We start from the raw sequence: 12,254 nt of genomic DNA, 5'->3' as shown, positions 1-12,254 counted from the left end.
GATCGTCAGTGGTCGGCGATGGTCCGCGTCGGGACGCCGGCAGTCGGGGCGCCGGGCGCCGGAATCTCAGGCGTGGAGGGGGCATGAGGCGCGCGCCCATCCAAACCTCCCCCGTTCACGTGAGTCGCGACTTCAGCTGGCGTCCAACTTGCCTGTTAGCGGGATTCGACGAGACGGTGGCGCTCGATCACGCGCAGCTGGGCGGGTAGCGGCGCGCGGAGCTTGTCTCGGGCGCCGGCGGAAATCGTCACCGTGGTGGGGTCGCCGTCGCTGACGAACCGCTCCTGAGGCCGCCGCTCGAAGTACTTGAGCCAGTAGGCCAGGTCGCGCTCCACGGCCTGGATGCGGGGCAAGCGGACCGGATCGAATGCCCGCGCGAAGGGGGACGGCGCGGCGCCTCCGGCCACCATGAGGATGGCGTCGTTGCGGTAAGTGGTGCCCTTGGCGCTGCCCTGCAGCGCCCAGGTCACGTCGCGCGGGTAGACGCCGTGGGGCAGGGCCAGCGTGCGAAGGCGGTAGTCGGGGACATGGCGCTGGACCCAGACCTGGGCCTCGGCGATCTGGGCGCGGACGGTGGACTCGGAGTACTTGCCCAGGTTGGCGTGCCAGAGCGTGTGGTTGCCGATCTCGTAGCCGCGGGACACGAGATAGCGCAGCTTGCGGCCCTCGTGCTCGGGCTGATTGAACAGCCGGTTGGGCCGACTGGCGCCCGGCAGCACGAAGAAGGTGGCCGCCCGTCCGAAGTCCGGCCGCTCCGCGATGAAGGCTTCCAGGATCCCGACAGCCGACTTGGGGTCGATCTCCAGCGCGCCGTTACGCTCCAGATAGCGGAACTGCCCGGGCGAGGAATCGTCGAAGGTCAGCACCACCGGGCTCATGCCCGCCGGCACGGCGATCCGGCCGTCCAGGACGTCGTTCAGGGCGACCAGGCGGTAGCCGCGCGCGTAGAGCGTTTCCAGGTCGCGCCGGAAGTTCTCGGGTGTGCGCGTCCAGCGCTCCTCCGGGTAGTCGATCCGGTGGTATTCGAGGATCATGAGGCGCCCGAGCTCGTTGGGCGGCAGGGGCTCGGCGGAGACGGCGCCGGCGGCGGCGAACGCCAGGATGACGGCGGTGACGAGGCGGATCATCGAGCGGCCAGCGAGCCCTTGGGATTGAGGGCGGCGCCGGTGTAGCGGTTGCGCGGGTTCCACAGCATCCAGCCCGCGCCGCCCGCGTCGTCGGAGCCCTTGATCTGAGCACGGACCTCGGCGGGGCCGAAGATCCGGCGGTCGAACGCGTAATCCTTGAAGTCCTGCAGCCACGGCCGCACGCGCACGGGGTGGCTCCCCGACCGCCGGCTGATGGCGCGCACGCTCTCGTACACCACCTCGTAGGGATGGGTCACCGGGTTGCGGTAGCCGGGGACGCCCAGGTGATAGCCGGAGGGGTAGACCATCGGACAGATGAAGTCGAGGTGGGGGGCGAGCTCCTCGACCCGCTGGCCGATATCGGTGTCGTTCGCGTTGAAGGCGGTGTAGCCGAAGGTGTCGGCGGCGACGAAGACGCCCAGGGCGCCGAGCTCGCGCCGGGCCCGCGCGAGGAACCCGCTGATGGTGGCCAGCCGCGACTGCTGGGTGACGGGCTTCGAGTACCGGGCCGCGGACAGGCGACCGTCAGTGGGGAAGCGCACGTAGTCGAACTGGATCTCGTCGAAGCCTTTGCGGGCGGCTTCTTTGGCGATCTCGATGTTGTAGCTCCAGGTCTCCTCGCGGAACGGATCGACCCAGGCCAGCTTTTCCTGATCGACCCACGGGTTGCCGTTGCGAGTGTCGATGATGGCCAGCTCGGGGCGAGCGCGGGCCAGCACGTTGTCCTTGAACGCCACGATGCGGGCGATGGTGTAGACGCCCCGGGCCTTGAGCCCGGCCATGAGGCTGTCGAAATCGCGCAGGATGACCGGGCCCAGCGCGCCCGCGGCGACGGCCGCCGGCACCTCCGTGCGATAGGGGATCCAGCCCCGATCGCCTTTGATGTCGATCACGACGCCGTTGAGCTCCGTGGTCTCGAGGAGCTCCATGACCCGGCCCCGGATGCCGCGGTCGGCGAACCCGAAGTAGGTGAGGTAGGCCGCCTTGACGTTCAGCGGCTTGAGCACGATCTCGAGCGGCTTGGCCGTGGGCTCGAGGATGACGCGCGCGTAGCCCGGCACCTTGACGACGACCGGCGTGCCCGGCGGCAGGTCGACGAGCGTGAAGCGGCCCTCGTCGTCGGCCTTCAGCTCGCGCCCGCTGGCGGCCACGGCGGCGCCGGGCACCGGCCGCTGCTCGGGATCGAGGACGCGCCCGCTCACCCGGGCGGGCCAGGGGACGTCCGAGGTCACGACCGGACGGGGCGTGGGAGATGGCGGCACCAGGGCCGGACGGCGCTCGGTCAGCCGGCGCGGGACGACGGCTGGCTCGATCTTGACCACCGGGGTCGTGACCGCTTCCGCCTGCGGCGTCGCGGTATGCTGGCTCAACATGGGCGTGGCGGGCGAGATGGTCGGTGCGAACACGGCGTACCCGAAGACGACCGCCAGGCTCAGCAGACACAGTGCATATGCACTATCGAGCAGATGATGCGTGATACCGTGCGGTTGTGTCTCCTCCATCTCCCTGACTTCGACCCTAGCCAACGCATTTCACGCCTACCAAAGAAAATGTCGGCACGCGCGGCACGTGAATGAAATGACGACGTTGCGCCTCGGCTGCGAGCACGCGCGGCATCGCCTCTTCGCGGCGAGCGGCCTCACGCTGCACGCGCTGGAGTGGGGAACGCCCGGACGACCGGCGCTCTGCTTCCTGCACGGCGGCTCGGCCCACGCGCACTGGTTCGATCTGGTGGCGCCGGCCTTCGCCGACCGGTATCACGTGATATCGCTCGACCAGCGGGGTCACGGCGAGAGCGGCTGGGCCTCGCCGGCTGCCTACGCGACCGAGGACTTCGTCGAAGATCTCCGGCAGGTGATGCAGGCGCTCGCCTGGCGGCGGGCCGTCGTGGTGGGCCACTCGATGGGCGGTCACAACGCGCTGGCCTTCGCGGCCTGGCACTCCGAGCTCGTACGCGGCCTGGTCGTCGTCGACTCCCGTCCCGCGATCCCGGCCGAGCGGCTCGAGCGGATGCACCGCCGGGGCCAGCGGGCGCTGCGTCTGCACGCCACGCCGGAGGCGGCCGTCACGGCGTTTCGCTTGCTGCCACCCGAGACGGTCGCGCCGCCGGCGCTCCTGGCCCATCTGGCCCGGGCCGGCATCGTCCGGCGCGATGGGGGCTGGCGCTACCGGTTCGATCCCGACACGAACCGCACCCGGCGGCCGGCCGACATCCGGACGCTGCTCGCGGGCATCGCCGTGCCGACCCTCATCGTCCGCGCCGAGCTGAGCCCGGTGCTGCCGCGCGATCTGGCCGAGCGCATGCGAGCCGAGCTGCCGCGTGCGGAGCTGGTCGAGATCCCCGGCACCCACCACCATCTCGTGCTCGACGCTCCCGACGCCTTCGTGCGGGTGCTCGAGCGTTACCTGCGCGGGCTGGACTGAGCGTCGCCCTCAGGCGACGCCGAGGTGGAGGGCGACGGTCCCGAGCGCGAGCGTCCGCCAGGTCACCTCGCGCAGCCCCGCTGCCCTCATCAGGCGGGCGAGCTCCTGGGGGCTCACGAAGCGGTTGACCGACTGGGGCAGGTAGGCGTAGGCGGCGCGGTCGCCGGCCACGAGCGCGCCGACCGCCGGCACCACGCGCCCGAAGTAGAGGCCGAACACCGCGCCCCAGAGCGGCATGGCGGGACGCACGATGTCGAGCGTGATCACCCGTCCGCCGGCGCGTGTCACCCGGCGCATCTCGGCGAGCCCGCGGGGCAGGTCCTCCAGGTTGCGCAGCAGGAAGGCCGAGGTGACACAGGCGAAGGTTCCCCCGGCGAAGGGCAGGGCCAGCGCGTCGGCGTTCACCAGGGCGATCCCGCGAACGCGTCGAGCCTGCAGCTTGAGGCGCGCCTGGCCCAGCATCCCCTCGGAGAAGTCGACGCCGACGACAGGGCGCTCGGGGGCAGCCTCACGGATGGCGACGGCGAGGTCACCCGTCCCCGTGGCCAAATCGAGAACGGGACCGGGAGGCGACGCGGCGACGAGGCGGGCCACGGTGTCTCTCCAGGCATGGTGACGGCCAGCCGTCATGAGCGTGTTCATGAGGTCGTAGCGCCGGGCGATGCGCGTGAACATCGCGCGCACGTACCCGGCTCGAGGGGGCGTCACGCCGGCCACCACAGGCCGCCGACCACGGCAGCGAGCGCGATCACCGCGATATATCCGTTGACATTGAAGAAGGCCAGATCCAGGCGCGAGAGGTCGTCGGCCCGCACCAGGGAGTGCTCCCAGATCAGCAGGGCGACGATGGCCAGCCAGCCGATCCAGTACACGGGGCCCAGCGCGGCCAGCCAGCCGAGCGCGGCCAGCGCCGCGGCCGTCAGCGCGTGGTTGACGCGGGCCAGCCGGAGGGCGGCGGCCACTCCGAAGCGCGCGGGCACCGAATGGATCCCGTGCGCCCGGTCGAAGGCCACGTCCTGGCAGGCGTAGAGCAGGTCGAAGCCGGCGATCCATACCGTGAGCGCGAACCACAGCACGAGGGCGGGCCGCTCGAATCGGCCGGTCACCGCGATCCAGCCGGCGCCGGCCGCGATGCCGTCGGTGAAGCCCAGGATCCAGTGAGTCGTCCAGGTGAAGTACTTCGTGTACGAGTAGCCGACGAGGAAGAGCAGGGCTAGCGGGGCCAGCGCCAGGCACAGCGGATTCAGCATCGCCGCGCTCACGACCATGACCAGCGCCCCGGCCACGGCCACCGCCGTCAATTCCCCCGGCCGCAGGATGCCGCGGGGCAGATGCCGGCCGGCCGTGCGCGGGTTGCGCGCGTCGATCGCCCGGTCGATCAGGCGGTTGGCGGCCATCGCGCACGTCCGGGCCCCCGCCATGGCGGCAGTGACCCAGAGGACGGTCCACCAGCCCGGCCAGCCGCCGGCAGCCACGACCATGGCGATGTACGCGAACGGCAGGGCGAAGACCGTGTGCTCGAACTTGATCGCCCCGAGGACGTGGCCGAGCTTCCCGGCCCGCACGCTCAGAGGCCGTACTCCGTCCAGCGGCGGCTGACCAGAGCCCGGATCTCCTCGGTCATGACGATCTCGTCGGGCCAGGGCTGGCCGACCTCGTCGAGCGGGCCCTTCTCGGTGGCGTCGACGCCGAGCTTGCCGCCGTAGCGGTGGCGTAACGCCGCATGGTCGAGGTCGTCCATGGGGCCCTCCAGCACCATGAGGTCGCGCCGGGGATCGATGTTGCCGGTGACGCGCCAGGCCACTTCGGACAGATCGTGGACGTCGACGTGATCGCTCACGACCACGATCGTCTTGGCCAGCGCCATCAGGCCCATGCCCCACAGCGCGGTCATCACCTTGCGGGCCTGGCCGGGATAGCGCTTGCGGATCGAGACGATGACCAGATTGTGGAAGATGCCCTCGGCCGGCATGTTGAGATCGACCACCTCGGGGAGCATCAGCCGGATGATGGGCAGGAAGAGCCGCTCGGTGGCCTTGCCCAGCCAGTAGTCCTCCTGCGGCGGGCGGCCCACGATGGTGGTCGGGTAGATCGGCCGGGCGCGGCGGGTCACGGCGGTGAGATGGAAGACCGGGTACGGACGCGCCAGCGAGTAGTAGCCGGTGTGATCGCCGAACGGCCCCTCGACTCGCCGCTCGGCGGGGTCGACCCAGCCCTCGAGCACGAACTCGGCCTGCGCCGGCACCTCCAGGTCGACGGTCCGGCACTTGACCATCTCGACGCCCCTGCCCCGCAGCCAGCCCGCGAACACGACCTCGTCCATGCCGGGGGGCAGTGGCGCGGAGGCGGCGTAGATCAGCGCCGGGTCGCCGCCGAGCGCGATGGCGATGTGTATTGTTGGAGCGGGGGCCGCCTGCCCGGCTCGGTCTGTTGGAGCGGGAGCCGCGTGCCCGGTTAGCTCCGAGGGTGGGCTGGTCGAGGTGCGGCGTGGCTCCGCCAACGCGCGTTCGAGGGCGCGGCGCTCGTGCTCGGCGCCGCCTTTGTGGGTCTGCCAGTGCATGCCGAGCGTGCGGTCGTCGAACACCTGCAGCCGGTACATGCCGACGTTGCGGGCTCCCGTCACCGGGTCGCGGCTGAAGACGCAGGGCAGGGTGATGAAGCGCCCCGCATCGCCCGGCCAGCACTGCAAGATCGGGATCGTCGCCAGCGACGGGGCGGCCGTCTCCACCAGCTCCTGGCAGGGCGCGGTATCGACACGGCGGGGCGCGGCCTTGACGACGTCGATCAGCGTGCCGAGCTTGGCCAGCCGCTCGGCGAAGGTCCCGGGCAACCGCAGATCCAGCAGCTTGGCCATCCGCTCGCCCAGCTCGTCCAGGCGCTCGACGCCCAGCGCCCAGGCCATCCGATCCGCGGCCCCGAAGGCGTTGATGAGCACCGGCGTGTCGAAGCCGTGTACCCGCTCGAAGAGCAGGGCCACGTTGCCGTCGGCGGCGCCCTTGGACACCCGGTCGGTGATCTCCGTGATCTCCAGATCGCGAGACACCGGCGCGGCCACCCGCCGCAGGCGACCCCGCCGCTGGAGATGATCGACGAACTCCCTGAGATCCCGCCAGGCCATGACCGGCCGCCCCTCACTCCGAGTAGAAGACGGCCACGAGCCACCCGGCGAGCACGGGAAAGGCCAGGCTGGAGATGACCCGCACCGCCACGAAGTGCCAGCCCATGAGCGGAGCCTCCCAGCTGATGATCCGCTGCATGCCGAAGAGCGACCACGACGTCATATAGGCGACCAGCGGCGGCAGCGCCATGCCCGAGTTGGCGAGGACGACCATGAAGGGGACCGTGACCATCGGCCCGCCGGGGGTGATCAGGCCGGCCGCGGAGGCCACGACGATGGCCTTGAGCCCGCTGGTGCGCCCGAAGTATCGGGCCACGACGTCCTGGGGCACCAGGACCTGCAGCAAGCCGGCCAGCAGCAGCGCCGGCACCAGCCTGGGCAAAATCACCCACAACAGCGAAAACCCAGTCTTCGCGCCGATCCAGGGCAAGCCCGGGTCCTTGATATAGGCCACCACCGCCAGCGCCAGCGCGAGGGTGATCAGGATGAGCGACGAGATGTCGAAAGCTGGGCGCATGCCGGCTCCTTCCGAGGATTTGGCCGGGACATTATTGCACGCGCTATAGTGGCCGTATGCCTCTTCGCGACCTGCCCGCCGCCCGTGGCGGCTCCCTCCTCTGGGGTCTCGTCGACACGATCGACGGTGGCTTGCTCGTGGTCGACACCGAGCTGACCGTCATGCACTGGAACGTTTTCCTGGAGCGCCTGACCGGCGTCGATCACGACGCCGCCTGCGGGCGCGGCCTCCGCCAGCTGGTGCCGGCCCTGGACGCCATCGCGCTCCCCGAGCATCTGGGCCGCGCGCTGGTGGGCGATGTCTCGTTCTCGGCGGAGCTGCCCTCGGGCGTGCCGGTGGACGTGCGCTGCGTGCCGCTGCGGGGCGAGGGCAACCGTATCATCGGCGCCGCCGCCTTCATCAGCGACGTCACCGAGGTGAGGCGGCGCACGCTGATCGTGGGGGCCATGGAGGCAGTGGGCCGCTCGCTCACCTCATCGCTCGACCTCGACAAGACGCTCGACACCATCGCGGCGAAGACGCTGGAAGTCATGGCGGCGGACTCCGCGCTCGTGGTCTCCTGGGATGGCGAGACGTCCGAGCTGCGGGTCATGCGCGCGGCCGGACGCCTGAGCGATCGATACGCCAGTGCCGGCGCCATCCCGGTCAGCGGCGGGCCCGTGAGCCGCGCCGTGCTGGAGGGCCGGCCCGTCGCCACCTCGAACATCCTGACCGATCCGGACGTGAAGCTCTCCGTCGAACGCCGGGCCCAGATCGAGCGCGAGGGTTTCAAGGCCGTGGCGGCCGCTCCGCTGTCGTCCCAGGGCGGCGTCCACGGCGCGCTGGTCGTGCACTACTGGACCGAGCGCGTCGTCGGCTCCGACGAGACCCAGGCGCTGTCGCTGCTCGCCGAGCAGGCTGCCATCGCCATCGACAACGCGCGGCTCTACGCCGAGGCCATCCGGCGCGCCGAGCGGCTGCGCGATCTGGCCGAGCTGAGCCAGTCCATCACCGCCTCCCTGGACACGGCCGACGTCATGCAGCGGATCGTCAACGCGGCGGCGGGCATGGCCCCCGGGGCCAAGGCCGCCGTGCACCTCTACGACCCCGCCCACCACATCCTGCGCGTCACCGCCACCTCCAGCGAGGACCTGCGCGATCGCCCCGCTGAACGGGCGGCCGACCTCGGGCTGGCCGGGCTCGTCTTCGAGCGGCGCCAGCCCATCGCGATCGCCGCCCCGGCCGAGCACCCCCGCGCCATCGCCCGGCCCTGGTGGAAGGCGCGACCGACGGCCACCTACCACGGGCTGCCCATCATGGTGGCCGACAATCTGCTCGGCGTGCTCGACTACATCGCCCCCCGCGGCCTGCCCGACCGCGAGACGCAGGAGGCGCTGCGCTTCATGGCGGCCTACGCCGGCATCGCGATCCGCAACGCCTCGCTCTACCAGGCCGAGCGCACGCAGGCGGCGCGGGTGGGCGCGCTGGCCGCCATCAACCAGCGCATCTCCAGCGCGCTGAACCTCGAGGCGCTGCTCCGCATGATCGCCGAGTCGGCCGCCGACCTCACGGGGGTCAAGTACGCGCTGTTCTGGCTGGCCGACGAGGAGCGGCGCACGCTCACCGTCAAGAGCGCGTCGGTGCCCGCGATCGCCGAGGAGTTCCCCCAGCCCACCGTCGGCTACGAGGTCGGCGGCGAGGGCTGGCTGGCCCGCCACCGCGTCCCCCTCCGGATCGACGACGCCGCGCTGGACGAGCGGATGATCCATCGCGACTGGTGGCGGCGCTGGGGCATCCAGGCCTTCGCCGGCTACCCGGTGATGGCGGGCGACGAGCTGCTGGCCGTGCTCGTGCTCTGTCATTCCGAGCCCATCCGCTTCACAGAGGAGACCCGCAGCGTCGTCGACATGTTCATCGCCCAGGCCAGCGTGGCCATCCAGAACGCCCGCCTGTTCCTGGAGGCCCAGCGCGGGCGGGAGGTGGCCGAGGCGCTGGCCCGTCTGGGCGGCGAGCTCACCGGCGCCCTGGACCTCGAGCGCATCGCCGATCTGGTGGCGCGGGGCATCGTCGAGCTCCTGGGCGGCATCGGCTCGGTGGTCTATCGCTATGAGCCGGACAGCGGCGCGCTCACCCTCATCTCCTCCTTCGGCCGGGCGCCGAGCAGCAAAGGCAGCACGCTGCCGGCCGGCGAGGGCATGGCCGGCCGCGCGGTGCAGGAGCGCCGGATCATGGCCACTCCCGACATGCTGGCCGACACCGAGATCCGCCTGTCGCCCGAGCTGCGCGCGCAGATCGAGACGCTGGGATATCGGGCGGTCGTCGCCGCCCCCCTGATGGTCCGCGACCACGTGGTGGGCGCCATCACCATGGGCGCAGCGCCCGGGCGCCGCTTTTCCTGGGACGAACTGCGCCTGGTGCAGGCCTTCGCCGACCAGGCCTCGCTGGCCTTCGAGACAGCCCGCCTCTACGCCAGCGCCCGCGACAGCCTGGCCCGGCTGCGCGAGACGCAGGCCCAGCTCCTGCAGGCCGGGAAGATGTCGGCTGTCGGCCAGCTCGTCTCCGGCGTCGCTCACGAGATCAACAACCCGCTCAGCGTCATCATGGGCTACGGGCAGCTCCTGCTGAGCCGCGGCGTCGCTGACAACATGCGGCGCCCCCTGGAGCTCATGGTCCAGCAGGCCGACCGCATGGCCAAGATCGTCCGGAACCTGCTCTACTTCGCTCGCCAGCGGCCGCCGGAGCGGACGCCCGTCGACCTCAATCAGGTCATCGAGCAGACGCTGACGTTGCGCGTGAACCAGCTGACGCTGTCCCGTATCGCCGTCGAGCGTGACGTCGATCCCGAGCTGCCCCCGGTCGTCGGCGATGCGCAGCAACTCACGCAGGTCTTCCTCAATCTGCTGCTCAACGCCGAGCAGGCCATCACCGCGACCGGCAGCGGCGGTAGCATCGTGTTCCGGACCCGCGTCGTGGACGGCGGCCGCACCGTGCGGGCCAGCGTCGAGGACACCGGGCCGGGCATCCCGTCCGAGCACCTGCCACGGGTGTTCGAGCCGTTCTTCACGACCAAGGAGGTCGGCTCGGGCACGGGGCTCGGCCTGTCGGTGTCGTATGGCATCGCGGAGGAGCACGGCGGCCGACTGTCCGTGGAGAGCGAGCCGGGCCGCACCGTGTTCTCGCTGGAGCTGCCGGCCGCGCGACCCACGGCGCCGGGAGCGCCGAGCGAGCCGGCCGCAGACCTCGAGCCGATCGGGCAGGGCCGCATGGCCCTCATCGTCGACGACGAGCCCAGCATCGTGGAGCTCGTGGCGACCCTGCTCCGCGAGACCGGCTGGCAGGTCGACCTCGCCGGCGGCGGCCACGCCGCGCTGGAGTGCGTCCGTGCGCGCCGCTACGACCTCGTCGTGTCCGACATCCGCATGGCCGAGGGCAGCGGGGAGCAGTTCTACCGCGAGGCGGTGGCCGCCGACGCCTCGCTGGCCGAGCGCTTCATCTTCATCACCGGTGACACTGCCAACGACCGGGCCTGGGCGTTCCTCGGCGAAGCGCGAGTGCCCGTGCTGGAGAAGCCGTTCTCGCCAGACCGCTTTCGCGATCTGGTGCGTCGCATCGCTACCCGATTGACAGCGTCGGGTCTTCGCGCGTAAGGTTCCCGCCTACCCGGTTTTTCCCCCCGCGAGGAGGGCATGACCAAGGCGGAACTGGTCGCGGTGATGGCCAAGGCCTCGGGCGGGTCCAAGACCGCTGCCGAGCGCGCGATGAGCGCCTTCCTGTGCGGCATCATCGACTCGCTCCGCCGCGGGCGCCGGGTGACCATCAGCGGCTTCGGCACGTTCGTCGTCACCAAGCGCGCCGCCCGCAACGGCCGCAACCCGCGCACCGGGAATACCATCAAGATTCCGTCGGCCCGCGTGCCGCGCTTCCGGCCGAGCCGGCTCCTCAAGGGCGCGGTGAAGTGACGTGGGCGTGTGTGCCTCGCTCGCGTCACGTTGACGCTCCCCGGCGTGGTGTGGTCTAATGCGTTGCGTTACAGGTTGGGGGATCGTCTAGTGGTAGGACGCGTGGCTCTGGACCACGTAGCGGGGGTTCGAATCCTCCTCCCCCAGCCAGTTCTCTTCAACCTGTCGTAACGGCCGGCCCCATCGTCTAGAGGCCCAGGACACGGCCCTCTCAAGGCTGAAACACGGGTTCGAATCCCGTTGGGGCCACCACCGTAAGACTGTTATCCGTGTCGGCCGCCACGCCTGCGTCAATTGCCTCATAGACTTCACCCTTTAGAAGCCGGCCAACGTTCAGACGTCCGGATAGCCGAAAGCCGCGACGACCATCCTGGATGACTGGCTCGACCGCGATCTTGCCGTCTGCGAGCTTCCTGAGCATCTGGCGGGCCTGCGGGGTATGGCGGCCGAGCAGCGCCTTCACGTCCGCCAGCCGCTCGCGGAGTTCGCCTTTGATTTGCTGACTGTCGACCGCCGCGACGCGTTCGGCTTTTGCGAGACCCTGCAGTTCGGTCGCCAGCGCCTTCTTCCGGTCCTCCTCGGTTTTGACCTGTCCGACCAGGGTCTCCAGCGGGCCGCCACTGACCAGGGCCTCCATGAGCCGCCCAAGCCGTGACTCGATCAGCGACAGCTCACGCTCGATCTGGGTCCGGCGGTCGAGGTGGCCTTCTTGGCCGGTGCGAAGTCTCTCCAGGGCCTTGTCGACCGCGGCCTCGGTCACCCGGTCGTCGAGGACATCGCGGAGGGCATCGAGCAGAACCTGATCCACGACCTCTGCGAGAAGCACCACGTCGTTGGTGCAGACGTGTGGTCCGCGGTTCCTCCGGCGTGTGCAGCTGTAGAAGAGGACGCGCTTTCGCCCAGAGGCCGGGCCAGAGCCATGAAGGCGCGTCAGGCCGCCGACCGAGCCTTCACAGATGGAGCAGGCTGCGAAACCTGTCAGCAGGTACGGGGAGTCGGCATCGCCGTATGAGGGGCGGCCGAACAACTGTCCACCGGCCCGGCGCCGTGGAAACAGTTTGGCGGCTTTCGTGCGTCGTGCCTGTACCGCGCTCCAGAGATCATCCGAGACAATGCGAAGCTAGGGCGCC

Annotated in this window: 11 protein-coding genes and 2 tRNA genes; 7 read left to right on the top strand and 6 right to left on the bottom strand. The window is 70.6% G+C overall.

Annotation, left to right across the window (positions count from 1 at the left end; all coding sequences use genetic code 11):
- Window positions 1-155 precede the first annotated feature (155 nt).
- Together VFR64_08830 and VFR64_08825 are read right to left on the bottom strand one after the other, a co-directional pair.
- Window positions 156-1,127: a polysaccharide deacetylase family protein gene (locus VFR64_08830; GenBank protein ID HET9489841.1), complete on the bottom strand. Its 972-nt coding sequence runs from the start codon at window positions 1,125-1,127 to the stop codon at window positions 156-158.
- On the bottom strand, window positions 1,124-2,629 hold the full coding sequence (locus VFR64_08825; GenBank protein HET9489840.1) for a putative glycoside hydrolase: 1,506 nt from the start codon (window positions 2,627-2,629) through the stop codon (window positions 1,124-1,126). The genes VFR64_08830 and VFR64_08825 overlap by 4 nt, the downstream gene beginning before the upstream one ends.
- A gap of 76 nt (window positions 2,630-2,705) precedes the next feature.
- Between VFR64_08825 and VFR64_08820 the strand changes: the two genes are divergently transcribed.
- Entirely contained in the window at window positions 2,706-3,551 is an 846-nt protein-coding gene (locus VFR64_08820) for an alpha/beta hydrolase (protein ID HET9489839.1), read from the top strand.
- A 9-nt stretch (window positions 3,552-3,560) separates the two neighbouring features.
- On the opposite strand, the gene VFR64_08815 is transcribed toward VFR64_08820, so the two are convergent.
- Genes VFR64_08815 through VFR64_08800 form a run of 4 tightly spaced genes read right to left on the bottom strand, consistent with a single transcriptional unit; the run spans window position 3,561 to window position 7,186 of the window.
- Window positions 3,561-4,259 (bottom strand): ubiquinone/menaquinone biosynthesis methyltransferase, encoded by a 699-nt coding sequence (locus tag VFR64_08815; GenBank protein HET9489838.1) that lies wholly within the window; start codon window positions 4,257-4,259, stop codon window positions 3,561-3,563.
- Window positions 4,256-5,116 carry a UbiA-like polyprenyltransferase gene (locus VFR64_08810; GenBank protein HET9489837.1) on the bottom strand — a complete coding sequence of 287 codons (861 nt, stop codon included), beginning with the start codon at window positions 5,114-5,116 and terminating at the stop codon, window positions 4,256-4,258. Before VFR64_08810 ends, VFR64_08815 begins: the two co-directional genes overlap by 4 nt.
- Window positions 5,117-5,118: 2 nt before the next feature.
- The gene (locus VFR64_08805; protein ID HET9489836.1) at window positions 5,119-6,669 is read right to left on the bottom strand and encodes a UbiD family decarboxylase; all 1,551 of its coding nucleotides are present in this window, start codon (window positions 6,667-6,669) and stop codon (window positions 5,119-5,121) included.
- Between the two features lie 13 nt (window positions 6,670-6,682).
- A complete protein-coding gene (locus VFR64_08800; GenBank protein HET9489835.1) occupies window positions 6,683-7,186 on the bottom strand; it encodes a permease in 504 nt (167 codons plus the stop codon).
- Window positions 7,187-7,242: 56 nt separating this feature from the next.
- On the opposite strand from VFR64_08800, the gene VFR64_08795 reads away from it, so the two are divergent.
- The 6 genes from VFR64_08795 (at window position 7,243) to VFR64_08770 (ending at window position 12,136) form a co-directional block, all read left to right on the top strand.
- Window positions 7,243-10,812 (top strand): GAF domain-containing protein, encoded by a 3,570-nt coding sequence (locus tag VFR64_08795; protein HET9489834.1) that lies wholly within the window; start codon window positions 7,243-7,245, stop codon window positions 10,810-10,812.
- 39 nt (window positions 10,813-10,851) lie between these two features.
- Complete coding sequence (locus tag VFR64_08790; protein ID HET9489833.1) at window positions 10,852-11,124, top strand: HU family DNA-binding protein; 273 nt, start codon at window positions 10,852-10,854, stop codon at window positions 11,122-11,124.
- Between the two features lie 76 nt (window positions 11,125-11,200).
- A tRNA-Gln gene (locus VFR64_08785) sits at window positions 11,201-11,274 on the top strand.
- 26 nt (window positions 11,275-11,300) lie between these two features.
- A tRNA-Glu gene (locus VFR64_08780) sits at window positions 11,301-11,376 on the top strand.
- A gap of 187 nt (window positions 11,377-11,563) precedes the next feature.
- Window positions 11,564-11,779 (top strand): hypothetical protein, encoded by a 216-nt coding sequence (locus VFR64_08775; GenBank protein HET9489832.1) that lies wholly within the window; start codon window positions 11,564-11,566, stop codon window positions 11,777-11,779.
- Window positions 11,780-11,824: 45 nt separating this feature from the next.
- Entirely contained in the window at window positions 11,825-12,136 is a 312-nt protein-coding gene (locus tag VFR64_08770; protein HET9489831.1) for a hypothetical protein, read from the top strand.
- Window positions 12,137-12,254: the final 118 nt, after the last annotated feature.

The sequence above is a fragment of the Candidatus Methylomirabilota bacterium genome (assembly GCA_035709005.1).
Taxonomy (GTDB): domain Bacteria; phylum Methylomirabilota; class Methylomirabilia; order Rokubacteriales; family CSP1-6; genus 40CM-4-69-5.
Note: the sequence above shows the minus strand (reverse complement) of the source record. Positions and strands in the feature narration are given on the sequence as shown.

What these genes read in the sequence shown, in the direction of transcription:
- VFR64_08795 (HET9489834.1), top strand. Translation starts at nt 7,243, where the DNA reads ATGCCTCTTCGCGACCTGCCCGCCGCCCGTGGCGGCTCCCTCCTCTGG.
- VFR64_08805 (HET9489836.1), bottom strand. Translation starts at nt 6,669, where the DNA reads ATGGCCTGGCGGGATCTCAGGGAGTTCGTCGATCATCTCCAGCGGCGG.
- VFR64_08790 (HET9489833.1), top strand. Translation starts at nt 10,852, where the DNA reads ATGACCAAGGCGGAACTGGTCGCGGTGATGGCCAAGGCCTCGGGCGGG.
- VFR64_08800 (HET9489835.1), bottom strand. Translation starts at nt 7,186, where the DNA reads ATGCGCCCAGCTTTCGACATCTCGTCGCTCATCCTGATCACCCTCGCG.
- VFR64_08775 (HET9489832.1), top strand. Translation starts at nt 11,564, where the DNA reads ATGGCGGCCGAGCAGCGCCTTCACGTCCGCCAGCCGCTCGCGGAGTTC.
- VFR64_08820 (HET9489839.1), top strand. Translation starts at nt 2,706, where the DNA reads ATGACGACGTTGCGCCTCGGCTGCGAGCACGCGCGGCATCGCCTCTTC.
- VFR64_08830 (HET9489841.1), bottom strand. Translation starts at nt 1,127, where the DNA reads ATGATCCGCCTCGTCACCGCCGTCATCCTGGCGTTCGCCGCCGCCGGC.
- VFR64_08825 (HET9489840.1), bottom strand. Translation starts at nt 2,629, where the DNA reads ATGGAGGAGACACAACCGCACGGTATCACGCATCATCTGCTCGATAGT.